Source organism: Treponema sp. OMZ 803, assembly GCF_024181165.1.
In the GTDB taxonomy this organism is placed as follows: Bacteria; Spirochaetota; Spirochaetia; order Treponematales; family Treponemataceae; genus Treponema.
Genome location: NZ_CP051195.1, coordinates 35967 through 59863 on the forward strand (window position 1 = coordinate 35967; position 23897 = coordinate 59863).

Below are 23897 nucleotides of genomic sequence, written 5' to 3' on the forward strand. Positions count from 1 at the left end.
TCCGTATTACTAGTCAAAAAAATCTCTATGCAACAATACTATCTCTGATTCTATATATTGCATCACAACCACTTATCCAATATCATTTTTTTCTTATCGGCACAAGCGGATAATACCGCTTGTGCAACAGCAATCTCCGATTCGTAAGCCTCTATTTCTTTGAGAGCCTTCCGCTGCTCTTCAATCGGAGCAGCCTGCACTGAAAGGCTTTTAATTCTATCAATCGAGGCTCTGTAACTACGGCTAAATCCGGCTTTTTTGCCCTCTTTTTTAAGCAGGTAAGCCATATATTTAGGGAGGATATCATCCGTTTTTATTCTTAAAACGCCACAGTGGTCGGTCGGGTAAAAAGGCATACCTGCATTCATAGTATTTACCATCCAATCACAATCTATTCCCCATAAAATTGAAGGATTTGAAAAATCTTCGATAAGGAGTTTGTCAATCATTCCGAACGGTTCAAACACATTAGCACTGTAAACAGGAATAGTATATTCAGGATTTACTTCCGAGTTTAAAACCCGACGCCCAATAGAAATATCGAAAACAGCAGTATTTGATAACCTGAATGTTACCCCCCCCCCAACATTTGTAATCACGTCAAGACGTTCAAATACTTGAACAATTTTCTTTTTATACTCTTCTATAGTCATTCGGCTTGTGTTGTATTCTTCGTCAACTTTTTCGCATTCTGCAACAATTTTTTTTTGGATAGATGTATCAATATCTGGAACTTGCAATAATTTTATATCACCAGGGTAAACATGAGGTTGACTTTTACCTTTTTGTAAACTGAAAATTTGATCTTGAATAGACAATAAAAAATTATAAAGAAAAAATGTATGTAAATCATTCTTTCCTCTTACTGTTATACAATCGGAGGCAAAAATAGGTTCTTTCCAAAGATTTACAAAGCCTGCATTCGCTCCGCTTGCACTGATAGTTATCGTATTAGCAGGGCGATTAGCTTCATTATGGAGATATGCATAGTCAATGCCTCCAGCAACTACTTTGATGTTACCTTTTTTAGTTTGTGCAGATGTAATTGATTGCCCTTTCACTACGACAGCACCGCTATCCTCCAACTTCACCAACGGATACTTGCTGCTTATTTCAATTTTTTTATCTGCGGTTAATTTTAGCTGCAAGTCTAACGAGGGGCGAGAAAAGTCAAGGAGATCTGCCGTTCGAATATATGAAACATATTTCCGATACGATTCACTCTTACACTGAATACCGTCAAAAGCAGCTTTAACAAACCAAGCCAATTTATTACTATCATTACGGTCATGCATATTTGTCAAATAGCCTTCCGCCTCAATGATACCTTCTTTACCGCGACGCGTACGAAATTCATAGCCTAAAAATCGTTTTTGTTCATCGGGATCTCTCGGAGCGGTAATCAGTAATGTCCGTCCTGTATAGGTTAAGGCAAAGTATAAAAGCTTTTGCTCTTCAATATGCTTTACCCATATATAAAATTCGTTTTCTAACGCTTCTTGTAGTTCCTCTGCCGATTTCTCATTTCGCCTCAATGGAGAGCCAGCCTTATTTTTTTCTTTTGCTTGATCTATTTTTTCCAAACTGATTTTAGTACTGCGTTGCGCGATGAAAGCTTTTTTATATTCTGCAAAATACGGTACAAAGTTTTGTTCAAATAAACGGTATTCTTGTGCAACAAAACGGCGGTAATCCTCCGTTTGTACATATATGGTTGCAAGGTAGGCAGAAAAAATATCGTTATCGTGCCAATCATGTAAAGGTTCGTTATTTAAAATTGCAGTAACACTATCCTGTGCCATTTTGAATTTTTCCGGCGGAAAATCAAAATGTTCCAAAAATAAAATAACCGTATTCGTACCAGTTTCTCCGAATGTTTTATCTTCAAAAGAAACGATAGCATTGATATGAAAATTACGTAAAATAATTTCCCGTGTCTTAATATCATATGTTGCCGTATTAGAAAGTATGCTCGAAGGCATAACGATACCTGCAATACCTTTCGGTTTTAAAAGGTGTTCCATCCGTTCAATAAAAACATTTTGAATATCTTTACAGTTCAGGCTCATCAACTTGATTGTTTCATAGGTACTTTTTATCGTCCGGCTTTCGTGAGTCTTAAAGGCATCAACACTATAGGGAGGGTTCGCAACCAAAATATCAAATGAGTGTAAATCTCCTTGATAAAAATGTTCATCCTGTTCTAATCCATCAGCAGCAATAATATGAGCTTCGTCAGCCCCATTCAAAAGCAGGGCAACTTTACTGACCCGTGCCAGACGATTATCTTTATCAACACCGAAAAAAGTTTTTGAAATTTCTTTATCGGTGATAATTTGAGATGTTTGGTTTTTATTATAATAATCGGAAATAGCCGCAATTCCTTCCGTTAAAAAATGTCCTGATCCACAGGCAAAATCGACAACTCGCGGAACTTTCATTTTATCTTTGTCTAAAAACCGCTCAAACGGCAATGCATTCCATACAAAACGGGTTATCGGTATCGGGGTAAAAAATTGTCCTGCTTCTTGCTTAAATCCCTGATTCAGGAGGTTTTCAAATAAGTCACCGAGCAACTGTTCTTTACTTGTGTATGACATGCGATACTGTTGAAAAAGTTCGACAACTTCCACTAATATTTTTCCGTTTTGTAAAAATAGTTTTTCGTTATACACTTCCCGAAAGGCAAAGACTTGACACGAAAGCATTTTTGTTTTTTGAAATGTATCAACTAATTCTTTTTCAAGCTCTTTTCGCCGTTTTCCCGTAAACTGATCAAGGGTTTTTCTGATATAATCATTTTCTAAATAAAACACATCCTCCTTTAAGAAGTCCCGCATACCTATTTGAAAAAGTCCGAGTAACCGTTCATAGAGTTTGTAATAATTATCGCTTCCGTCAACATATTGAAACGCCATAATATCATTAGGAGCATTGTGCAACGCTTCATCAACAAATTTGCAAATAAAAAGCGACAACAATTTATTAAACGCATTTTCTTTGTCGCTTATACTATTATGGCGGAGTATTTCGCGAAAATCATCGGTTATTTTGGTATCTTTTGTAAATTTTTTTAGTTTACGATTGACAAGTGGAGGATTTCCTATCTTATAAGCCACTGCATCACTGCCGAAGATGATGGTATTACCGTAGACTTTTTTGGAATAGGTGGTCTCCCATACGAGAAAAGCATCTTGGGCAGTAGAAGCATTTTTAAAAATCAGTATAGAGGTATCTTCTTTTGCCAAGGCTTCAACGTTTTCATCATCGTAACTGCGGATAACTTCCTCTTGAAAGGTAATTTCATCCTGTTCCTCATCATAATTAGATGCGTACAGTTGAAGCCATTTTGCAGAGCGTGCCTGAGCCCAATAACTAAACAGTTGCTTGCCCTCAGCATTTTCAAACATATCTTTGCGTGCATTTTTGAACTCTTTTCCGCTGCATTTACATTCAATAATCAAATATGCTTGGTTAGGATTTCCAACCGTATCTTTATCATATACTGTTATATCGGCACGACCGCTTTTTCCCGTATGCCCAAGCTGCCAGCTTTTTTCAAGGAAGAGAGTTTTCGGATCGTACCCTTTTTCAAGCAGTCGGCACACACATTCAAGCACGACAAAATTTTCATTCTGGCTGAAATTTGTTGTGGTATTTGCACCAGTGTCTATTTCAGTCGGATAGATAATTATTTCCTTGGAACAATCAACCTGAATATCACAATTATGTTGTGCAAAATGCTTTAAGAAAAGTGCATTTGAATCTGACTGAGAAAATCCTAATTTCTTTAATACTTTTTGCAAATTGGTCTTTGTTATCATATAGGGTCGGCTCCTCTCTCAAACACTTACAGCATATAGTATAGACATTCCCTATAAAAGAACAAGCAGAAAAAACTGGAAATAAATGACCCAATGCGTCACAGACATTTGATATGATTATTGACATCATCAATAAATCTATCTACAATAAAGATAAAAGGAGTTATTACTATGGCACAGACAAACATAAATATCCGTATGGACGAGAACCTAAAAAAGCAGTTTGAAGCTTTCTGTTCCGATATTGGCATGACCATGACAACAGCATTTTGCGTATTTGCAAAAGCGGCAGTTCGGAAACAAAAAATACCGTTTGAAATATCAACGGATCCGTTCTACAGTGAAAGCAACATGGCGCACTTACGCCGCGGCATTGAGGCTCTGAATGCCGGAAAAGGCGTAGAGCATGAGCTTATCGAGGCATATGAATGAAAAAAATATGGTTTGATGAAGCTTGGGAAGATTATGAATATTGGCAACTACAAGATAAAAAAACAATAAAGCGTATCAATATGCTGCTTAAAGATATTGAACGGGGAGCTTTGACGGTATAGGTAAACCGGAGCCTCTAAAGGGCGAATTGAGCGGGTTTTGGAGTCGCCGTATTGATGACGTGAATAGGCTTGTGTACCGAGTGAGTAAAAATACTTTAGAAATCCTTTCCTGCCGCGGACATTACGATAATTAATTGAATTTTTTGAAAAGCCCCAATACATTGTAACGACAAGGTACTATTATGGAACAAGATCAAGAAAACGATTACAACCAAAAGTTTAACGGCGGGGTTTGGAAGCGGATTGTAAAAGAATTTGCGTTCTTTAAATTGCTCTTTATTTTAGGTTTCATTTTTTCAGGGCTTGAAGGAATCTGTGCAATTGCACAACCTAAAATCACCAACTATGTTATCGACGTTTTTGTAAAAGAGCGGAATTTACAGAATTTTATTCCGGTCGTTGTGCTGACCAGTGTCTTCATAGTATTCGCAGTTCTCGTTACGTTTTTCTATATTATGACAATCGGCACGGTAGAAGTAAAGATGTGCAATCGCTTACGGATCCGCTGCTTTAATCACTTACAAAGTCTTTCTCTTTCATTTTACGATGCCAATTCGGTCGGATCTCTTATGTCACGCATCACCTCGGATATCAATAAATTATCGGAGCTGGTGGCGTGGGGTGTATCCGATTTACTGTGGGGCTTTTTTATGCTGTTTGCGCTCATCTTTACGATGTTCCACGACAATATCAAACTTGCCCTTATTGTATTAACGACATTCCCGCTGATTATTGCATTGAGCATTTATCTGCGTGCAAAGATATTAAAAGCGCAGCGGAGAGTACGGGTAGTAAATGCACAGCTGACGGCAGCATATAACGAAGATATTCAAGGCGCAAAGACGACCAAGACGCTCGTGCGAGAGGAGTTGAACGCAAAAGAGTTTTTCGCCAAAACGGAGAAGATGAAGGCTGCTTCGATACGTGGAATTTTGCTTTCTTCTATTTTGATGCCTGCGGTACAGATTATCGGATCGTTAGGTACGGGGCTGGTTGTCTTTTACGGCGGAAATGCTGTTATCTCGCAGGTGATTAGTTTGGGACTGCTTGTTGCATTCCTTTCGTATGTTACTCAGTTCAACGCCCCGCTTGCAGGAGCATCCACGCTATTTGCGGAACTGATATCGGCACAAGCAGCAGCCGAGCGGATTTTCGCGCTGCTGGAAGAAAAGCCTGATATTCAGGACACCGAAGCGGTTATCAAAAAATACGGCACCGCGCTTAATCCGACGAAAGTGCAGCGTCCTGCTATAAAAGGAACCGTACGGTTTGAGCACGTATCATTTTGGTATAAGGAGAGCGAACCCGTTTTAACCGATTTTAATTTGACGGTGCAGGCCGGTGAAACGCTTGCTCTCGTCGGTTCTACCGGGGCGGGAAAGTCGACTATCGTAAATTTATTTTGCCGATTTTATGAGCCGAAGCAGGGACGTATTTTAATTGATGGAATCGACTACACCGAAATGCCGGAAACATGGATACACGAAAACCTCGGCTATGTATTGCAATCACCGCATTTATTTTCGGGCACAATCGAAGAGAACATCCGCTACGGCAAGCTCGATGCAACGGAAGAAGAAATTATCGCGGCGGCAAAGCTTGTTGACGCTCACGAATTTATTTCCGCGATGCCGGACGGCTACCAAACACAGGTAGGCGAAGGCGGCGGGCTGCTTTCAACGGGGCAAAAGCAGCTGATTTCGTTTGCACGTACGCTTGTGCGGAATCCGCGCCTGTTTGTGTTGGACGAGGCCACTTCTTCCGTCGATACGGAAACGGAACAAAAAATTCAAAATGCTATTGCCGCCGTGCTGGAAAACAGAACTTCGTTCGTAGTGGCGCACCGCCTTTCCACTATCCGCAATGCCGATAAAATCATTGTTATCGAAAAAGGCAGGATGATAGAAGCAGGTACGCACGAGGAATTGTTGCAGAAAAAGGGACATTACTATCAGCTTTATTCGATGCAATTTTTGCAGGAAAAAGAAGGTATCATGCAGGGCGAAAGGGCGTGATTGTTCCGTATGAAAGCCGGAATCCTCGGCACCCTGCGTAGTGCCGTATTGCTTTTTTATAAACCCTTACGCAACAGTCAAATTCTTTACCCACCGCTCTTTTTTCAGTTGATGTCTGGCGATGAGCAGTTTAAGAAAATCACTGAGCTTTGCAAGTCCGAACATCGCAACGGGCGAAAGCGCGGTACAATAGGTGAAAATAAGCATTACCGGCAAAAATACCATTGAGTTGACGCTGATATCCACCCATGCGCCAAGTTGAGCATCACCGCCCGCGCGGGAAATTGCAAGCTGCGTATTAAGGTACGACCACAGCGGCATATAAAGCGCGATAACCCATATAAGATTCCGCGTGATGATATGTGAGGCCGGCGAAAGCCGGATAAACACAACGGGAATAAGAAACACCGTGAGAGCCTCGCAGATGCCGACGAAGATACCGAAGATAAAAAACCCCGAAAGGAACCATCGCGCCTGTTTGCGGGCTTCGTCCAATTTATTTTGTCCGAGCGAACTGCCGACGATTATACGTACGCAGGTAAAAATCACCGGAAAAATTAAAAAGAATATATTTGCAATCGTCCAACCGGCAGCCATGCCTGCGACGACCTCCGCCCCACCGCGGCTGTTGTACAGTGCCGCGACAATCGTTTCGGTTCCCACCCACGAAATATCGGAGGCAAACACCAAACCGAGCTTCTTAACCATCTGCATGAACAATTTCCATCGGACTTTCCAAAGCGACAATATCCGTACATAAAATGCAGGTTTTTTGATATGCACGTAGGCAAGCAGCAGAACAACTTCGGTACAGCGAGCTATCAGCGTCGCATACGCAGCGCCCTTTACCTCCAGACGCGGTGCCCCGAAATTCCCATAGATCAGAATGTAATTTCCGCAGGTGTTGATCAAGGTAGAGATAATTGCGCTGTACATAATAATCTTTACATTGCCGATGTCACGCAGGGAAGAGGTAATCGCGGTAGAAAAGGCAATAGGGATAAAGGTAAGTAGGATAATATGCAGGTACCGTTGCCCCTCTGCAACGATTTCCGGCGCCTGCTGATTCCCATGAACTAAAAAGCCGAGGATATGTCCTGAAAAAAAGAATGAGAAAACCGTAAACAGCGCGGCACAGGCAAGCATCATAATCTGCTTAAACCGGTACGTTTGCTGCATTCCGCCTGCATCTTTTGCGCCGTTAAATTGGGACATAAACATACCGCCGGTTTCGGCAAACGTCCCGATCGTTGTCAAGAAGAGGAAGGTGAATTGATTGGTGATATTGACCGCGCTCATCTTTATGTCGCCCAATCCGCCCACCATAAAGTTATCGATCAGCGAAACGAGGCTTTGCACAAAGGTTTGAATCATAACCGGTATGGCAAATCCAAGCGCCTGCCGATAAAAGTGAACCGGCCCCAGCGAAAATCTTTTTAATTGCATTTTCTTCCCTATAGGTCATCCTTTAGCGCGGAAGATTTTGCATAAGCCGTAGACTTTGCTTCAAAGAAATCCGTCTTGATGAGGTTTGCGTTGCTGTATTGGCTTACCCAACTCATGGAGGCAGGTTCTTCACGGTGGCCTTCGTACAATGGTTCAAAGCCGAGGTTTTCGCAGCGAAGGTTGCCGAGGTACTGAATGTAGTCGGTAACCATGCCGCGGGTCAGTCCGGGAATGTCGTCGCCGATAACGTAATGCCCCCATGCAATTTCCTGTTCACAGCCTTCGCGGATCATGCTGCGGAACAGCTCGTTGTTTTCCGGCGTGAACAGCTGCGGCTCTTCCTTTTGCAGCTCATGGATGATCGAGCGGAATAGCCACAAATGCGTGTTTTCGTCGCGGTTGATGTAGCGGATTTCCTGCACGGAGCCGGGCATCTTGTTATTCCGACCGAGGTTATAAAAAAACATAAAGCCGGAATAAAAATATACCCCTTCCAGAATATAATTGGCGACGGCAACCTTGAGCAAGGCAAGCGCGCTTTTATCATCCTGAAACTCATTATATAGGTCGCCGATAAACTTGTTTCGTTTTAAGAGGTGCTCATCATCTTTCCACTGATAAAGGATGGCAGTCCGCTCGTCGGGGGAGCAGATGGTGTCCAGCATGTAGCTGTAGCTCTGCGAGTGTACTGCCTCCTGAAACGCCTGAATGGTAAGGCAGAGGTTTACTTCGTTTGCGGTAATATACTGTCCGACATTCGGTAGGTTCGCCGTCTGAATGCTATCCAAAAAAATGAGGAAGGAAAGGATTTTATCATACGCGGTTTTTTCCGCGGGGCTGAGTTTGCGGTAATCCTGCACATCGGTATTCATATTGATTTCTTCCGGTATCCAGAAATTATTCATCGCCTGCCGATACCATTCGCTTGCCCATGTATACTTCATGTTGTTAAAGTCGTTGAGGTTGGTGGTGTTCCCGCCTATCATCTTCCGCAGATGGACTTCGATGTCGCCCGTTTCGTTAAAGAGCTTTTTACGAGAAAGCACGGTTTCGTTATCTATCATCAAAATACTCCTTGTACTGTTCTATATATATAATATTTAGCTCTCAAACATAAAGGATAAAAGATATTAGCTCTCTATTAATGAGATCAAGTGGCAGATTGCGTAGTATCGAATTCCAACAGATAGTTGCTAAACACATTGATGACTGTTGTGTTTTCGTAGACGGTTACTCGCGGGGCTTGAAGATCATAAAGATGAATGTGTCCGTGTAAAAAATAGCGCGGCTTAAACTTTTTTATGAACCATAAAAAGCATTTAAATCCCACATGGCATGGATCGGGGCGGTCGTGGATACCGAAGGGCGCTGCATGAGCGACAAAAACATCTACATATCGACCATAGCGCAGCTTGTTGTAAATGAGGCGCGGTACCATTGCGAGTAGCTGCATCTTCATTTGATGTTCAGTGTATTGCCCGATGTCGCTATTATACCGGATACTTCCCGAAACCCCGGCAAAAAGTATGCCGTTCTCTCGGCGTGTGGTAAAGCCAAGATACGTTGACCCGTACCCTTCAGAGCGGATTGCGGCAATAGTTTGTAAGGAAGCGCTCGATCCAAGGTTTTTATGATAGTACGGCAATGCAGTGAGATTATGATTCCCAAACACAAATAAAAGCGGTTTATTCAACGATGAAACGATAAATTCCAAATACTCCATTGGTAAATCCCCTGCCGAAATCACAAGATCGACATCTTGGTACCGCTCTTTGATATTGACACTGTAAATGAGCGGATCGATTTGATCGGAAATGCAGAGGATCTTCATGCCTATATGCCTTTTATTGTTTTTAAAATTGACTCCAGTTTGTCTTTATCTATTAATTCAAATGGACGGTTCTCGGCAAAGCTTAATGCAGCCCGTGAGAAACCGCTTGAGGTAATGACAACGACCCGCACTAATCCCTGCGCTTTCATCTGTTCATGTAGCGAACGCAAAAAGGAATCTCCTATGATGTCGCTATCCCGCGAATAGATAAAGAGTTTGGGCTGCTTCCGTACATTCATCCATTTTTCGGAGTTATCTTCCAAGGCGATGATGGCACAGCCTTGTTTAATTTCCTTTTGAGACTGAACCAAAAGCGCGAATGCTTGTTCTGTAACCGCTTTACAGAGTTTGAGGAATGCTTCCGCGCTAACGGTAAGATATTCCTTCATGAGATCGTTTGAACGGAGGTCTCGATACTGGTTCAGCTTCTCTGTAACATCCTTATAGCTTGGCATTACAGTATGGATTGCCTCCCACTGCTCAATAGCGCGGTCGAGGTCTCTCATTTTTTCGTAACAGGCCGCAGCCGCATAACGGAGACGTAACGTATCGGGATTCGAATTTTTTGCAGTCGTGAGTTTAAGTGCGCGATCGAACTCAAAGGCGGCCTTTTCAAGACTATTTGCATCAAGATAGCACAAACCACGCTCGGTAAAACACTTTTGCCGGAGATCTGCATTGCGAGCAGCTTTTTCAAATGAAGCCAACGCTTGTGCATATTCTTTTGATTCACGAAGTAGCCGCCCTTGATAGTACAGAGCAGTCGTATTATCCGGTTCAAGCTTCAGTGCGATAGCGATTTCCTGTTTTGCCTCATTCATCATCTTATTTCGGAACAGGAGCAGTCCAAGCGCTGCATGAGCTGCGGCATGTTTAGAATTAAGATTAATCACCTGCCGGTAATGAAAAATAGCCTGCTCCGTCTTATTGAGCTGCTCAAAAAGTTGCCCGATAGCATAATGATATTCCGCATTTTGGGGGTCGAGTTTTATCAGTAATGCATATTCTGCGAGTGCTTCCGTATGTTGTTGGAACCGCTCATATAGTTGCGCCGTTAAATTTCGGAATTCTTTTTCTTGGGCTTTCGAGTCAAATACGGCCTTACTGATGGTTTTGAACTCCATCAAAGCGAGTTCGGCACGACCATCAGCTAAATAAGCTTTTCCAAGGAGATAGTGGGCTTTTGTATCACGCGGGTTTTTTGCTATAATAGCTTTTGCCCGTTTAATTGCTGTTGCATACTTGCCGGCATTGATATATTTTTCTATTATAGCTGTTTTTTTCGGTGAAAGAATCGAGCGTATTAGTAAAAAAGCTAATAATAAAATAGAGAAAGCAAGGATACCAATGAAACTAATAAGGTACAAAGACATAGATTTATGGTATAATTTTTGAGAGGTAATGTCAATGAAGTATATTTGCCGCGTATCGGCTCGAAAATTAATTTCGATTGTTATCTATCTAATAATAGCCACACAGGGTTTTACAGAAGACGCTATAACACAAGGAAAGAAATTACTGCTGAATAACCAGCCGGATAAGGCAGTGCCACTTTTCTATGAGGCTATGGCGGAAGAAAAGGACAACCCTAAAATCAACTTGTATTTAGGTGTATGCTATATTAGCCTCGGTAAATATGCAGAAGCCGAACAGCAACTGCTGGCTGGCAAAAGCAAAGATACCACAGGTTCATATCTCTACTCATATAATTTAGGGAATGTCTATTTTTTGCAAAGTCGTTTTACAGAGGCGGAGGAGGCTTATACTGCGTCGTTGGCAGCACGCCGTGCCTATCCACCGGCGGTGTTGAATAGAGCGAATACCTATATTAAATTGGAACAATATCCGCAAGCATTGGAAGATTATAAATTTTATTTAAACCTTGATCCTGCTACTTCCCAAAGACAGGCAATTCAGCGTATGGTATCGCTTTTGGAATCGGAACAGCGTGAGGCGGAAATGATTCGGATGCAGGAAGAAGCACGGAGGTTGGCGGAAGAAGCCGAACGGAAGGCCGCAGAAGATCGATATAAAAAGTTACAAGATGAAATAAATGCTAATTTACAATCAGTGGATAATGCTTCTTCTCTTTCTGTCGGATCGGATGAAACACTTGACTATTCGGAGGACTATAATCTTGAATGATTTACACAAATATTTAATAGGAACGGCGGCGGGTATTGTACTGTGCCTTTTAATTTGGGGCGGGTACTCTCTTATTTTCGGTAGAAAAGGAACAAATAACATACCGATTTCAAAAAATGAACTGAATGGTGACGCTATGGGAACCTCTCCAGGGCGCTCTTCCGATATTTTAGGGAATAATGGTGCGTTTGTACCCGAAAATGACAACAATGAACTCACGCAGGAACAACAGGAACGGCTTTTGGCTGCACAAGCTGCAAATGAAAGTCTTACTAAAAAGTATGATCCCCAAGATGGAAGCAACGTACAAAATCAGCAAAGTTTATCGAACGGTCAAGCGGATGGAACCGGGGATGCCTATCAGGGAGTATTCAGCTATGACACGCTTGCGCTTAACCGCGGAACACAGGAGCAGGAAGCAGTACGGGAAATAGGAAATCAAAAACTTGAGGAAGGACGCAATAAAGTACGCGCTCATATTGTGCAAGGGAAAAATGCTGCTCAAAAAAATCAGCTGGGCAATGCACTCACTGCTTTTGAACGGGCTGATGAAGCTATGCCTGATGACAAAGATTTTGAAGCATCTTCATATTACGATATAGCATCTTCGCTCTTTTTATTATCAAAAACGGTGCCTGATGTTCAGACTGCTCAAAAAGCTCGGGATGAAGCTGAACGGTATATAAAGAAATCTCTCGCGGCTCGCAATAATACGGACGCTCGCGAGCTTTATAGTAATATCATAGCTGAGCACCAAAAAGCGGCCGAAGCAAAGCGTCAGCAGGCGCTGTTAGCCCAACAGCAAGCGGCAGAACGCGCACGTAAAGAAGATCAAGCACAACAGCAGCGGAGACAGGTCGTAGAACTGATCGGACAAGGGAAAAACGCCGTAAACAAACGGCAGCTGAATAACGCTGTATCATCCTTCGATAAAGCGGCCGCTTCGATGCCGGACCATAAACAGTTCGCAAGCGATTCATACGCGGAAATGGCAGATGCGATGCTCAATCTTGCACAGCGCCTATCCGATCCGAACGATGTGCAGATATCGCTGAATAAGGCCGAAAACTACATTAAAGCAGCGCTCGCCGCACAGAACAGCTCCGGTGCCCGCAATCTTTACGCTAAAATACTTGATGCGCGCAAAGAGCAGGAGCGGCTTGCGCAAGCAAGAGCTGAGGCTCAGCGTAAGCAGCAAGAACAGGCTGCTCAAGCCACAGCGCAGAAAAAAGCTGAGGAACAACGCAAAGAACAGGAGCGGCTTGCGCAAGCAAGGGCTGAAGCTCAGCGTAAACAACAAGAACAGGCTGCTCAAGCCACAGCGCAGAAAAAAGCTGAGGAACAACGCAAAGCACAAGAGCGGCTTGCGCAAGCAAGAGCTGAGGCTCAGCGTAAGCAGCAAGAACAGGCCGCCCAAGCCGCAGCGCAGAAAAAAGCCGAAGAACAACGCAAAGAACAGGAACGGCTTGCCCAGGCAAGGGCTGAAGCTCAGCGTAAACAGCAGGAAAAACCGAAAACAGCTGCGTACAAACAGGTGGAAAACCTTATAGCACAGGGAACTGCCGCAGCTCAACGGAAACAGCTGAATAACGCTGTTCTTGCTTTAGACAGGGCAGGCCGCATCATGCCAAAAGATAATGATTTTGCGGAAGAGTCCTATCGCAAAATGGCCGATGCGATGTTCGGCTTGGCGGAAAATTCAACGGACAAGCAGACGAAAGCAAGTGCATTAAAAAAAGCCAATGAGTATATCAAAAAGGGGCTTGCAGCAAAGAACACCTCTGAATCGCAAGCCTTAGCTGCAAAAATTACCAATGCGCAATCGGCACTCCAAGCGCAAGCAAGCCCCTCTGCAAAACCGCAGGCTGCGCAGCAAACCGCCGCCTCACGCCAAGCGCAATCTACTGTACCGCAAAAAAACAATGCGGCAAATAATGCGGGCGCGCAAGCGGCAGCACAAGCCCGCGCCGCAGCAGCTCAAGCGGAGGCTGCACAAAAAGCACAAGCAGAGTTGCTGGCCAAAAAACATGAAGTAGATGCACTGGTGCAACAAGGAAAAAAATCTGCAGCAAGCGGCAACTTTGCCGCAGCGCAAAGCGCTTTCAGTAAAGCAGCGGCGCAGATGCCGTCAGGTGATACCTCCTTTACGGCCGAACAATACAGGGAAATGGCGGAGGCCATGTATTCGCTTTCAAACAATTCTCCGGCTAATAGAGGGCAAGCACTAAACGAAGCAGCCGGCTATATTAAGAAATCGCTGGCGGCTAAAAACGATGACGCAAAAGCTCATTATGTATATTCGCAAATAGCAGATGCCCAAAACAATGCGGCGCTTGCCGTACAGGAATTGGAGTCCGCTCGCCGCTTCGATCCGCAAAATGCTCAATATAATTATGAGTTGGGTAGAAAGTATTTTGCACAGAAAAAATACCCCCAAGCCCGTTCCTGTTTTGAACAAGCCGTGAAATCCAATCCGCAATTTGAAGCAGCTTTTTTCAATCTCGGTATGACGCATAAGGTTATGAACGCAAATGACGCTGCTCTTACAGCTTTTTCAAAAGCTGCAACGTTAAAGCCGGATTATGTCCGTGCCTGGATCGAAATAGCCCGTATGCAAGATAAAAAACGAAATTATAGTGAGGCAATTAATAACTATCGAAAGGCATTATCATTGGAACCATCAAATACTTCAGCATTAAAAGAGATGGCGCAAGTGTATTCAAAACAAAAGGATGCCAAACAAGCGGAGCGCTATTTTAAAGAAGCATTAGCGTTAGGGGATACCGATCCGGTAACGTATTATAATCTCGCTGCGGTACAACTTGAACTTGGCAAGGTGACGGAAGCGCTACAAAATGCTCAAAAAGCGTTAGCCGGTAACGATAAGGACGCCCGCTTCTTATATACGTATGGTTTGGCGCTTGAAAAAAACAATCGGCTGCGCGAAGCGGAAGACTATTATGCCCGTTCTGTGGCAGCCGATGGACAATACGGTAAACCCCGCATCAACCTCGGACGGATACAGCTGGAAGCCGGTCGTCTCGATAGTGCGGAAGAGCATCTGCTCGCGGCATACAGGGCAGAAGCTTCAAATTTTGAAGTAAATATAAACTTAGGAAAACTCTACGGGTTAAAACATGAATATGGGAAAGCCATCGATTATTATACAAATGCGATAAAAATTATGCCGAATAATATTGATGCACGTCAGAATCTCGCAGCTGTCTACCTATCAGCCGGATTAAAAGAAAATGCACGCGATACCTATCAGACTATCATAAAAACAAATCCGCAGGCATGGGATAGTTACTATGAGCTCGGAAAAGTGTATATTAGTTTGGATAACAAGGCGGAAGCAAAGGCCATTTTTGAGCAGTTGCTTAAACAAAGGCCAAATGATCGTCATGCGGCCGAAGTTAAAAAGTTGTTGGTTAATCTTTAGAAATGAAAATTTTTATAACGGTACTTATTAGCCTTTCGGCTGTTTTGGTAGTATCTTTAAGGCAAGGATAACGATTATGGCATCAGTAGAAAAGAAACGGTTGTTAAATCTTCCTATTAAGTTGGTTTTAACACAGGAAGGTTCGACCTTCTTTATTAAGCAGAATAAGAAACTGTTGCGATTTACTTTGGCAGGAAATGTTGAAGAGTATGGAATCTCTCTGGATTCTTTTGTCCCCGACAACATTCAGCGGCTTATCCTTGCAAACTATATCTCAAAGATTGAAATCTCGCAGTCGGAATTAGGCTCTTCTCGCCAAGAAATTATGGATTTATCCAAATTGATTGTATTTTCTCTATTATATCGTCAATACGATGTGTTTATATTTAAGCAGATATTGGCTTCACCGGTAATTAAGAAGTGGAATAGACTCAACCCAGCGAACATTATCGATGAGAAGACGCACATTAATCAGAGATATTTAGCAGCAATTTTAAAAAAAAATGAAGATATTATTTACAAAACAAAAAAGGAAATCTTGGCGCCATTGTCTGCCTTTATCAGCAAAGAAGATCTTTCTCCCGCAGATAAAAATATGAAGCTCTTCCTAAGTGAAAAATTCCTTAATAATTTGCGGCCCTTTATATGGTTTATCATTACAAAATTTAAAACCGCCCCGAATTTTGATCTTATCATACGGACAATCCGTACCAGCCTTAACGAATATATCGACAAAACTAAAATAGCCGAATATATCTCACTTGTGTTGATGGAGTTGATTTTAAGTGCCGAAAATATAAATATGCGGAATGAAGCAAAGCAATTATTCCCCAATATAGAAGATCCACAAGATGCACTTTTCGACCCGAAAGTTCGCCAATTGCTTATTGCTGAACTGAAACGGAAAGAAGAAAAAGTCTTTGTCTCATGGAAAATTGGAGGTGGCAGTACTACTTCGATCGGTACACAGGGTAAAATGCAAATTTCAGTGTACAATAAAGCTGATTCTTCCGAAGCAATAAAAGCGAGTATAAACGACATGAAAAAGGCAGACATTAACAAAAATTCGCTTATCGATTTTTACCGTGCGCTGCCCGAAGGGTCTGATATATGCAGTCTTGGCATGTATTACATTTCGTATCTTATAGAACAATGTGAGAGTAGAAATGTTCACTTTGAATCCAGTGCAAGCAAATCTGCTTCCGATTTAACAGTCGTCAACCTATCTTTTATGTTCTAGGCCGATGAAGCACCTGTCCTTTATCTATCTATTATCGTTTATTTTAATATATACCTCATGTTCATTTAATACGCCGTCTGCTGTACTTGCAAAAGAGCAACGGATATATAGTTATAATCAACAAGGTGCCTTAACGGAGTGGTTGGCTGTTTTTATGCTGATTGAAGACAACGATGGAAGAAATGATTATAAAGGCTTGATATTACGTGAAAATGCTACCGGCTTGGAGTGGGCACTCCATCGGGAAAATACTGTTTTTTTACAGGAAGCAGGATATTCAAAAAATACACAATGGGTAGGTTCAAATAAGTTCAAGTATCCCCGCCGCTTTTTCCCCGCAGGGCAGTATACACTTACAGCCTCAGATTTGGGTGGAAATAAAACGGAAATATCTTTTTCGCTGCAGGAACCCCAAGTGATAACCGCTTTACCCTTTGAGTTTACGTTGGAAAATGAACAATGGATGCTGCACATTACTCATAGCAACGCATGTTCACATTTTTCATTGATTATGCTGAGTGCTGATTTACAGCCACTGACTGTGTATCAATTGCAAATAAACGATGCCGAGCGACAAAATGGTTCGTTTGAAATGCTTGAGAATAGACCTACAGATGCACGGTATATCCAGTGTTTCGGAGAAAATTCCGACCAATCAATCGGCTTTCTCAGTACACCACTCCCTTTGCCGTAATTACTGATTTTTTACCTAAAAAGGCGAAAAGATGACATTGAAAGGACGTTTTGAAGGTGATGATAAAGAGATAGTGCTGCAGAAAGTTTCCAGCCCCACTGAAGAAGAAATAAAAAAGGCTGATCATTAAGGTATCTTTTATATAAAGTATTGACGCTATTGTATTCATACCCTTCAAATGCCTAAAGGGTATGCGTTTTCTAATGAACTAATCCCGATAAAAGAAAGCCTTTCTTTTGTCGGGATTTTTTGTCTTACTTCTTATTAAAATAGGCTGCAAAGGGATTGTACTTTGTGCCGTCGTCATCCTTTCGCGGGCGGGCTTCTGCGACACGCCGCTCCGAACGGACTGTCGGCTGCCGCTCTCCGCGGTGACTCAGGTGTTTTTCACCCTGTACGGCAGGGGCGCCGCTGCTGGTTTTAACCGCAACGGTTTTTCCGTCCTTAGTCTTTACGGTAATTTTTTTTACTTCCGCCTTTTGCTTTGCAGTCAGCTTTCCCTGAACCCCGCTTTCGCTTTTCCTGCTGAGTGAGATGCGGCGGCGCGCTTCGTCGAGTGCAATAATCCGGCATTCCACAATATCGCCGACCTTTACCGCCTCAAGCGGGTCGGAAACAAAACTGTCGCTCATCTCGGAGATGTGCAGCAGGGCGGTTTCCTTAATACCGAGGTCAACAAAGGCGCCGAAGTCCACAACATTTTTGATCTTGCCCTTAACGGTCATGCCGAGTTTAAGGTCTTCAAACAGGAGAACACCCTGCTGCATAATCGGCTTGGGGCAGTCCTCACGGGGGTCGCGGTTCGGTTTTTTCAGCTCTTCGATAATATCGCTGACTGTTTGCTCGCCGAGCTGATATTTCTCCTGCAACTCCATTCGTACCTCTTTGGTTACCGGTTCGTTTTTGCGAACAATCTGATAGATAACCTCCGCTGCAGGATAGTTTTCGGGGTGTACCCACGAGTTATCCAGCGGATTGGCGCTCTCCGGTATCTTTAAAAAACCGGCACATTGTTCAAAGGTCTTTGGCCCCAAACCGCTGACATTATGAAGCTGCTCCCGGTCGGTAAAGATGCCGGTTTTTTCGCGGTGGCTGACAATTTTTTTCGCCAATCCGCCCGTAATACCGGACACGTATTTGAGCAGCGAGGCGCTTGCGGTGTTCAAATTGACGCCGACGTTGTTTACTACCGAACCGACAACCGCATCCAGCTCTTCTGAAAGTTTTTTCTGGTTTAAGTCATGCTGATAGAGTCCGACGCCGATAGACTTGGGATCGATTTTAACGAGTTCCGCAAGGGGATCCTGCAAGCGCCGCCCGATGGAGATAGCGCCGCGGATGGTCAGATCCAAGTCGGGGAACTCCTCGCGGGCAACATCTCCTGCGGAATACACAGAGGCTCCGTCCTCATCAACTACCGTAAACAGTACCTCGGGGCAATGCGTTTTAATCACATCGGAGACGATTTCCTGTACCTCGTGAGAGCCCGTCCCGTTACCAACTGCGATGAGCTGTACCTTATAGTCTTTTACCGCCTTGAGCAGCGCGGCTTTTGCTTCCTCTGTCTTATGCTGATAAATAACAAAAGAGCCGAGATACTTGCCGGTTTCGTCTAAGGCCGCGCATTTGGTGCCGGTTCTAATACCGGGGTCTACGCCAAGTACGCGGGTTCCCTTAATCGGCTGCGTCATCAAAAGATGTTTTAAGTTTTCGCTAAAAATAGTAATGCCGTGGGTGTCGGCGTCTTCGCCTAAGTTGCTGCGGATTTCGCGCAGTACCGCAGGGCTGAGCAGCCGGACAATGCCGTCTGCAATCGCTTCACTGTGGTATTTGTTGTGCTGTACCGAACGGCTCTGTACCCGTGCAACCGCTTCGTCTACATCAACATTGATTTTTACTTCCAAAACACCTTCACGCTCTCCGCGGTTGATGGCAAGCACCCGGTGCGGTTTAATCTGGTTCAGCGCTTCGGAATACTCCCAGTACATCTGATACACAGAGGTTTTCTGCGCTTCTTCATCCCCGATACCCTTCACTTCAAAAAGACCGGTTGCCATAAAGAAATCATGTACCGCTTTCCGGTTTTCAGTATCCTGTGCTGTTTCTTCGGCAATAATATCGGAAGCTCCCGCAAGCGCATCCTCTACCGTCGGCACATTGAGTGTTTCGTCTTCGCAATCGGTTTTAACAAAGTCCTGCGCCCGTTTTACAAGCTCGGCCTCTTCCAATTCCTTCATTAAATCGGCTAGACCCTGCAAACCGCGTTCAACAGCAAGCATACCGCGTGTCTTTTTCTTCTTTTTAAAGGGCGCCCAAATATCTTCAAGCTCCGTCAAAGTCGACGCCTTCATAATGTTGTCATAGAGCAGCTCAGTCAGCTTTCCCGCCGCAAACACACCCCGCACAATCTCCAACCGCCGCGTTTCCAGATTAAGATACGACTTAAAAAGCTTATCGGAATCCCGCACCTGAACCTCATCGAGTGAGCCGTGCATTTCTTTACGATACCGTGAAATAAAAGGGATTGTGCATCCTTCGTTGACCAATGTGATAACTGCGGAAACCTGCTGCATCCTGATATTCAGCTCTTCCGCAACCTTTTTCATAATGTCGATCTCGTTCACTACAAGACCGTCAATAAACTCTTGCGTTAATTCCATGCGGGCGAGTATACCGAATTTTGGCTTTTTTTTAAAGGGGAGAAATTGTATCCGTGTAACAAGTGGTATTTCCATCGGTTGAGCTAAACGGTTTGCCGTATTACTCATCGTTAAATTTTTACTAATTGACGTTTCTTCGAAGCTGTTTATACTCAATAATAACATCATCCTCTAGGAGAATATCATGAATGAAAATGAGGCCGTGGAAAAACCAAGACAGACATTGCAAGACATTGATATACCGAAATATATTCAAATCGCCAGTGTTATTTTTATCGCTCTTTCTGTTTTTGCTGCAGCTCTTAATCTAGTTATTGATATTTTAACGCAAGGTCATGCAACGTTACAGCAATTAGCATATCTTGAAAAGACCGTATCGAATGTAACACTCGGATTGGTATTCTGGGGTACAGGTCAAGTTTTTGCTAAGTTACTGTGCAAGGAAAAAAATACATGAAATTCCTGTTAAAATATTTTAGATTGTATTTCGGGATTTCTCTTGTTCTTGTGATGTTAGGAGTGATTGTTATAGGGATGTCTGCAGTGGCAAATTTTCATGAGTATACCGCATATCCAATCTTCGAACAACAGCCGTATTTTTTAGTGATTTTGCAATTTATTGCTCAAACAATGAGCTCACTTAAAGCAATGTTTGGCTCATTGACAGCCTGCCTTATCGGTCTTTTTATCGCTGTACACTTCCGCCGACTATATGGGAAGTTACGAGAAATGATATAAAGTCACTGCCGATCATCGCTAAAGCCAACCGAGTTTTTAGAGATGCCCTACCCGCTGATGAGAAGAGGATGCATGAAAATACCGAAACGTAAAGCACTTTTAAAAACGACACTTATTATATGCAGTGCACTCGTTTTTGTTGCTCTTTGGATCAATTACGATATGGTACGGTTTGCAAAGCCGTATATCAAAAATGCGGATGATGCGAGCCTTATGGAAGCGGATTGTATTTTGGTATTGGGCGCCCGTGTTTTAAAAAACGGGTATCCGAGCCATATCTTAGAAGATAGAATTATAACCGGTATCGATTTGTACCGTGCCGGTATTTCTCCGGCGTTACTGATGAGCGGCGACCATGGTACAAAAGCCTACGATGAAGTAAAGGCGATGAAGCAGTATGCTGTAGCACGAACTGTTCCAGCAGATTGCGTGTTTATGGATCACGCGGGATTTTCCACTTATGATAGCTGCTATCGAGCGCGGGATATTTTTTGTGCAAAAAAGGTTGTGATCGTAACGCAGCGGTATCATTTATATCGAGCTGTGTATATTGCACGCTGTTTGGGGCTTGACGCTTACGGAGTTGCAAGCGATCGGCGGTTTATCTACGGAAAAAACAGCCGCCATCTGCGGGAATTTTTTGCTCGGATAAAAGCAGTCGGCGCAGTATTTATCAAAGTGCGTCCCCGCTATTTAGGCGAACCAATCCCCATACAAACTTCACCGGGGAGCGTGACGGACGGTTAAACGTGGAATTACCTTATAAAACTGTGGCAGGTGTGGTATAATAACCAACGAGGGAGGTACGTTATGCCTACAATGACTATGCCAAATAAATTGTATCAACAATTGGAAAGGGCAGCGCAAATGCTCGGAATGTCCAAAGATATCGTCTTGGAAAATGCGTTAAGCCGCTATCTTGCCGAATTACAAGAAGACGCCGAAGATACTGAACGTGCCGAAAAAGCGTGGAATGACTTTGAAAACAGCGGAGAAGCTGCAATACCTGCCGAAGCTCTATATAAAGCGCTTGGATTATAACTAAAATGAAAATCGAATACGCTCCGGCAGCAAGTAAACAGTTTGCACGGCTTGATAAACCCATACAAAGGCGAATCAAAAAATATATGAGCGAAATTGCCATACTTGATAATCCGCGCGCCCGCGGGAAGGGACTTACTTCAAATCTATCAGGGTTGTGGCGGTACCGCGTTGGCGATTACCGCATTTTGTGCCGTATCCGTGATGATAAGCTAATTATCACCGTCATCGAAATTGAGCACCGGTCAACGGTGTATTGATGAGCAATTAAAACCGTGATAAGGATACCCGTGTGCTGAATTTTCAACGACCGCTTTCTTTTTTCCTCTTGCTGTTACTGCCGACTTTTGTACTGCTCCGGCGGACGGGGAGATTGCAAGCGGTATCAATATCACTGCCGCTTGGAAATTGGAACGGATTTGTTCCCGAAAAAAATCTGCGGGTGTATCTGGCGCACCGTATCTCCCAGTACACCCTTGCGGCAGCCTTTGTGTTCGCCGTCGCTGCGATTGCGGAACCGGTACGGCAAACTTCCGAAGCGATGTATGCCGGTTCGGGACAGGCGCTGATGTTTGTCATCGACACCAGCCCCTCGATGGCGGCACAGGACATGGGAACACAGACACGGCTTGAGGCGGCGAAGCAGATTATCAAGTCCTTTGCGGAAAAATATGAAGGCGACTCGTTAGGGCTTACCGCGCTGGGAAGTTCCGCCGCCGTACTCATTCCGCCGACAATCGATCGGCACACGTTTCTGACTCGGTTGGATCAACTGCAAGTCGGTGAATTCGGTGACGGAACGGCAATCGGTATGGGGCTTGCCTCTGCCGTGCTGCATCTGACGCAGTATTCCGCGATCCCCTCACATATCATTCTCTTTACCGACGGAGATAACAACACCGGCGAGGTGCATCCCCGCGCTGCTGCGGATATCATCAAGCATAAAAAAATCGGGTTTTACATTATCGGGTTGGGAAAGTCGGGATATGCGCCGGTTAAGTATATTGATCCCATTCAAAAAAAAGAAATTTCCGGTACGCTCAACACTGTGTTTAATGAAGCGGAGTTACAAAAAATCGCCGGTTACGGTAACGGCCGCTATTTTTCGGCACAGTCACCCGAATTATTAACGGATATTTTTAATCGATTTATTCAAAAGATACCGGCGACGCCTTCTTCAATGACGATGCGTAAATACGCGTACCTTGACGGGCTGTTTTTATTGATTGCAATGAGCTGCGCGGCAGGAGCATGGCTGCTCCGCAGAATCGGAATGCAGGCGGTGTCATAATGATTGAATTTGAAAAACCGTTTTTCCTGTTGTGCATCATCGGTATTCTGCCTGCCTGTGCCGTTACGTTGTACCGCATAAAAAAATTAAAAGAAAGCTACGCGGCAGCGGGAGAGATTCGCGCCATTATACGGACACTGCGAATCCGAACGGCGCTTTGGAGCATCGGCTGGCTGTTCCTCAGTATCGCCGCAGCCGTACCGCTCTGGGGCACAAAACAAACCACCGTAGTCAAACACGGAAATGCGGTCATCTTTGCCGTCGATATTTCGCGTAGTATGACTGTCGCTGACATCGCACCGAACCGGCTCGAATTTGCAAAGCGTTATGTTTCCTTTTTGATAGAACGCTTACCGGAAACGGCCTGCGGACTCGTTACGATAAAGGGGCTGGGTACGCTTGCCGTACCGTTGAGTTTTAATCATCAGAGTGTACTGACCGCAGCGGAAACACTGTCGCCGTTCAATGCAACCTCGGCGGGAAGCAATCTTGAACACGGACTGCGTGTCGCATTGGAGGCATTCCCCGAAAATCGATTGACCGGAAAAACGGTTGTGCTGTGTACCGACGGCGGTGAAACAATCGGTTCGGTGCCGCGTATTCTTCCGCGGTATCGGCAAGAAAGTGTTCAACTGATTATCATCGGCTTTGGAACGGAAACTGGCGGCACGCTCTCAATCCTGAATGAAAAACACGAATCGGTCGTGCAAAAAAGTGCGTTGGAGGAATCTATTCTTAAACGCTATGCGGAGCAAGCATTGAACGGAAGTTTTTATATTTCCGCTGCCGATCTCGGTTCGGCACAGAAGGTGCTGCAATCGCTGACGGAAGGCGATGCCGAAAGCGAGAAAATACGATATGTGCAAAAACCGGTACGGCGGACATTCGAGTGTACGGCGATGGCGCTCCTCTTTTTTTGTATCGGTCTTTGTGCGGGAGGTATCCGTGCTAAAAAAATGTAGACGTCCGGCTGCCG

The 23897-nt window shown here is 43.9% G+C and carries 19 protein-coding genes and 1 pseudogene; 14 read left to right on the top strand and 6 right to left on the bottom strand.

Annotation, left to right across the window (positions count from 1 at the left end; translation table 11 throughout):
* Positions 1-62 precede the first annotated feature (62 nt).
* Positions 63-3806 (bottom strand): N-6 DNA methylase, encoded by a 3744-nt coding sequence (locus tag ABH09_RS00150; protein WP_253714736.1) that lies wholly within the window; start codon positions 3804-3806, stop codon positions 63-65.
* Between the two features lie 189 nt (positions 3807-3995).
* Between ABH09_RS00150 and ABH09_RS00155 the strand changes: the two genes are divergently transcribed.
* The 3 genes and pseudogenes from ABH09_RS00155 to ABH09_RS00165 all read left to right on the top strand — a co-directional run bounded on the left by ABH09_RS00155 (position 3996) and on the right by ABH09_RS00165 (position 6393).
* Entirely contained in the window at positions 3996-4256 is a 261-nt protein-coding gene (locus ABH09_RS00155) for a type II toxin-antitoxin system RelB/DinJ family antitoxin (protein ID WP_253714737.1), read from the top strand.
* Positions 4253-4512 (top strand): annotated as a pseudogene (locus ABH09_RS00160) (Txe/YoeB family addiction module toxin). The gene ABH09_RS00155 and the pseudogene ABH09_RS00160 overlap by 4 nt, the downstream one beginning before the upstream one ends.
* A gap of 48 nt (positions 4513-4560) precedes the next feature.
* The gene (locus tag ABH09_RS00165; RefSeq protein WP_253714738.1) at positions 4561-6393 is read left to right on the top strand and encodes an ABC transporter ATP-binding protein; all 1833 of its coding nucleotides are present in this window, start codon (positions 4561-4563) and stop codon (positions 6391-6393) included.
* A gap of 66 nt (positions 6394-6459) precedes the next feature.
* Here the strand turns inward: ABH09_RS00165 and ABH09_RS00170 are convergent, their stop codons facing one another.
* The 4 genes from ABH09_RS00170 to ABH09_RS00185 all read right to left on the bottom strand — a co-directional run bounded on the left by ABH09_RS00170 (position 6460) and on the right by ABH09_RS00185 (position 11043).
* Positions 6460-7839 carry an MATE family efflux transporter gene (locus tag ABH09_RS00170; protein ID WP_253714739.1) on the bottom strand — a complete coding sequence of 460 codons (1380 nt, stop codon included), beginning with the start codon at positions 7837-7839 and terminating at the stop codon, positions 6460-6462.
* A gap of 8 nt (positions 7840-7847) precedes the next feature.
* A complete protein-coding gene (locus tag ABH09_RS00175) occupies positions 7848-8903 on the bottom strand; it encodes a ribonucleotide-diphosphate reductase subunit beta (protein ID WP_162661949.1) in 1056 nt (351 codons plus the stop codon).
* A gap of 86 nt (positions 8904-8989) precedes the next feature.
* The gene (locus ABH09_RS00180; RefSeq protein ID WP_253714740.1) at positions 8990-9670 is read right to left on the bottom strand and encodes a metallophosphoesterase; all 681 of its coding nucleotides are present in this window, start codon (positions 9668-9670) and stop codon (positions 8990-8992) included.
* Positions 9671-9672: 2 nt separating this feature from the next.
* A complete protein-coding gene (locus ABH09_RS00185) occupies positions 9673-11043 on the bottom strand; it encodes a tetratricopeptide repeat protein (RefSeq protein WP_162661951.1) in 1371 nt (456 codons plus the stop codon).
* A 34-nt stretch (positions 11044-11077) separates the two neighbouring features.
* On the opposite strand from ABH09_RS00185, the gene ABH09_RS00190 reads away from it, so the two are divergent.
* From ABH09_RS00190 to ABH09_RS00205, 4 genes are all read left to right on the top strand, one after another.
* Positions 11078-11815 carry a tetratricopeptide repeat protein gene (locus tag ABH09_RS00190; RefSeq protein ID WP_162661952.1) on the top strand — a complete coding sequence of 246 codons (738 nt, stop codon included), beginning with the start codon at positions 11078-11080 and terminating at the stop codon, positions 11813-11815.
* On the top strand, positions 11808-15257 hold the full coding sequence (locus ABH09_RS00195; protein ID WP_253714741.1) for a tetratricopeptide repeat protein: 3450 nt from the start codon (positions 11808-11810) through the stop codon (positions 15255-15257). Before ABH09_RS00190 ends, ABH09_RS00195 begins: the two co-directional genes overlap by 8 nt.
* 76 nt (positions 15258-15333) lie before the next feature.
* Entirely contained in the window at positions 15334-16497 is a 1164-nt protein-coding gene (locus ABH09_RS00200; protein ID WP_162661954.1) for a DUF8084 family protein, read from the top strand.
* A gap of 4 nt (positions 16498-16501) precedes the next feature.
* Positions 16502-17191, top strand: coding sequence for a hypothetical protein (locus ABH09_RS00205; RefSeq protein ID WP_253714742.1), 690 nt, complete (start codon positions 16502-16504; stop codon positions 17189-17191).
* A gap of 254 nt (positions 17192-17445) precedes the next feature.
* On the opposite strand, the gene ABH09_RS00210 is transcribed toward ABH09_RS00205, so the two are convergent.
* Positions 17446-19851 (bottom strand): helix-hairpin-helix domain-containing protein, encoded by a 2406-nt coding sequence (locus tag ABH09_RS00210; RefSeq protein ID WP_253715793.1) that lies wholly within the window; start codon positions 19849-19851, stop codon positions 17446-17448.
* Between the two features lie 184 nt (positions 19852-20035).
* Here ABH09_RS00210 and ABH09_RS00215 point away from each other — a divergent pair, with 184 nt between their 5' ends.
* The 7 genes from ABH09_RS00215 to ABH09_RS00245 all read left to right on the top strand — a co-directional run bounded on the left by ABH09_RS00215 (position 20036) and on the right by ABH09_RS00245 (position 23883).
* Complete coding sequence (locus tag ABH09_RS00215; protein WP_162661958.1) at positions 20036-20308, top strand: hypothetical protein; 273 nt, start codon at positions 20036-20038, stop codon at positions 20306-20308.
* Entirely contained in the window at positions 20305-20589 is a 285-nt protein-coding gene (locus tag ABH09_RS00220) for a hypothetical protein (RefSeq protein WP_253714743.1), read from the top strand. Before ABH09_RS00215 ends, ABH09_RS00220 begins: the two co-directional genes overlap by 4 nt.
* A gap of 72 nt (positions 20590-20661) precedes the next feature.
* Positions 20662-21336: a SanA/YdcF family protein gene (locus ABH09_RS00225; RefSeq protein ID WP_253714744.1), complete on the top strand. Its 675-nt coding sequence runs from the start codon at positions 20662-20664 to the stop codon at positions 21334-21336.
* A gap of 63 nt (positions 21337-21399) precedes the next feature.
* On the top strand, positions 21400-21630 hold the full coding sequence (locus ABH09_RS00230; protein WP_253714745.1) for a hypothetical protein: 231 nt from the start codon (positions 21400-21402) through the stop codon (positions 21628-21630).
* Positions 21631-21635: 5 nt separating this feature from the next.
* Positions 21636-21890 carry a type II toxin-antitoxin system RelE family toxin gene (locus ABH09_RS00235; protein ID WP_253714746.1) on the top strand — a complete coding sequence of 85 codons (255 nt, stop codon included), beginning with the start codon at positions 21636-21638 and terminating at the stop codon, positions 21888-21890.
* A gap of 32 nt (positions 21891-21922) precedes the next feature.
* Positions 21923-22921, top strand: a complete 999-nt coding sequence (locus tag ABH09_RS00240) for a VWA domain-containing protein (protein WP_253714747.1) — start codon at positions 21923-21925, stop codon at positions 22919-22921.
* A complete protein-coding gene (locus tag ABH09_RS00245) occupies positions 22921-23883 on the top strand; it encodes a vWA domain-containing protein (RefSeq protein ID WP_253714748.1) in 963 nt (320 codons plus the stop codon). Before ABH09_RS00240 ends, ABH09_RS00245 begins: the two co-directional genes overlap by 1 nt.
* Positions 23884-23897: the final 14 nt, after the last annotated feature.